1 protein-coding gene is annotated in these 1658 nt (G+C 69.1%); it reads right to left on the bottom strand.

Annotation, left to right across the window (positions count from 1 at the left end):
- Nucleotides 1-135: 135 nt before the first annotated feature.
- Entirely contained in the window at nucleotides 136-1416 is a 1281-nt protein-coding gene (locus ABTZ89_RS38550; RefSeq protein ID WP_351054420.1) for an MFS transporter, read from the bottom strand.
- Nucleotides 1417-1658: the final 242 nt, after the last annotated feature.

Here is a 1658-nt window from a genome sequence, read left to right as displayed (position 1 = left end):
ATCTGGTCGCGCTCGCGCCCTTTCCCCGATCCCACGCCGGAGTGCGCGCGGGCGAGCTGGCACGCCCCCGCGGCGGCGGCCCCAAACCCGGCAGCCCCCCCCGGCTCCGCGCCGGGGGCGCACTCCCGGTTCGGTTCACGCGATGGCTTCGCGCTGCTCCTCCTTCGAGCGCGCTCCGCTGCCGACCAGCGGGGTGATCAGCGCTGCGACCACCATCGACGAGGCCATCATGACGAAGGAGGCCGCCGTGGAACCGGTGGCGTCGTTGAGCCAGCCGACCAGGTAGGTGCCGACGAAGCCGCCGATCGAACCGGCCGTGTTGACGCAGCCCACGCCCGCTCCGGCGAAGTTGCGCGGCAGGATCTCCGCGACGTGCGCGAAGTACGGGCCGTAAGGCGCGTACATGGCACCGCCCGCGACCACCAGCAGCGCGAACGCCCACCAGAAGTGGTCCGGTCCGACCACGTAGGACAGCAGGAAGCCGATGCCGCCGAGCAGCAGCCACGGCCAGATGTAGCCGACCCGGGAGCCGGAGCGGTCCGACATCCGCGAGTTGAGCACCATCAGCAGCGCCGCGACGCCGAACGGGATCGCCGACAGCAGGCCGCTGCGGCCGATGCCCTGGCCGGTGCCTGCCGCCACGATGCTCGGCAACCAGAACACCAGGCCGTACACGCCGATGCTCCACAGCAGGTACTGGATCGACAGCAGCACGACCGGGCGGGAGCGGAACGCCGCCGCGAACGAGCTGGCCGGGGTGGCCTGGCGGCGTTCGGCGGCCAGCTCCGCGAGCAGCGCGTCCTTCTCCGGCTCGTTCAGCCACTTCGCCTCGGACGGGTGGTCGCTGACCAGCGCCCGGAAGACGAAGGCCCAGACCACCGCGGGCAGGCCCTCGATGATGAACATCTCCCGCCAGCTGGTCATCTCGACCAGGTAGCCGGAGACGGCGTTCAACCACATCACCGTGATCGGGTTGCCCAGGATCAGGATGGCGTTCGCGCTGCCGCGCTCGCGCTTGGTGAACCAGCGGGCCAGGAACACCACCATCGCGGGCAGCACGGCGGCTTCCACCGCGCCCAGCAGGAAGCGGACCAGGATCAGCAGCGCGGCGCTGTGCAACAGGCCCTGCACCGCGGCCAGCAGACCCCACGCCAAGGTGCACCAGAAGATCAGCCCGCGAACGCTGCGCTTCTCGGCGTAGAGCGTGCCGGGGATCTGGAACAAGCAGTACCCGAGGAAGAAGGAAGCGCCGATCAGCGAGGACATCGAACCGCTGAGGGCCAGGTCCTCCTTCATCCCGCCGGCGACTCCGATCGAGAAGTTCGACCGGTCCAAATAGGCCAGCGAGTAGGTCACGAACGCGACCGGGAGCAAGCGCAACCAGCGCTGCCGCCCCGGATCGACGGGTGATGTCAAGGCCGACTCCTTCGTCGCCTTTACCACGATGCGGTAAACCGTTCTTTATCGCGGGATAACATAGAGATCCTCCGGGGAAGCTGTCAACGCGACCGGTAACGTCTGCACGACCGATGCGGAAACGGAGGAACGAGTGCCGGAACCGTCCAAGGCACCGCGCGACGACATGGTGCGCAAGGCGTTGCGCCTGCTGGTGCTGCTCGGCGAAGCGCCGCGCGGCACCACGCTTTCCGACCTGGCCC

Origin of the sequence: Saccharopolyspora sp. NPDC002686 (genome assembly GCF_040295745.1) — a bacterium.
GTDB classification, from domain to species: domain Bacteria; phylum Actinomycetota; class Actinomycetes; order Mycobacteriales; family Pseudonocardiaceae; genus Saccharopolyspora; species Saccharopolyspora oryzae.
The sequence above is the reverse complement of the archived record's forward strand: the minus strand, read 5'-3'. Positions and strand labels throughout refer to the sequence as shown.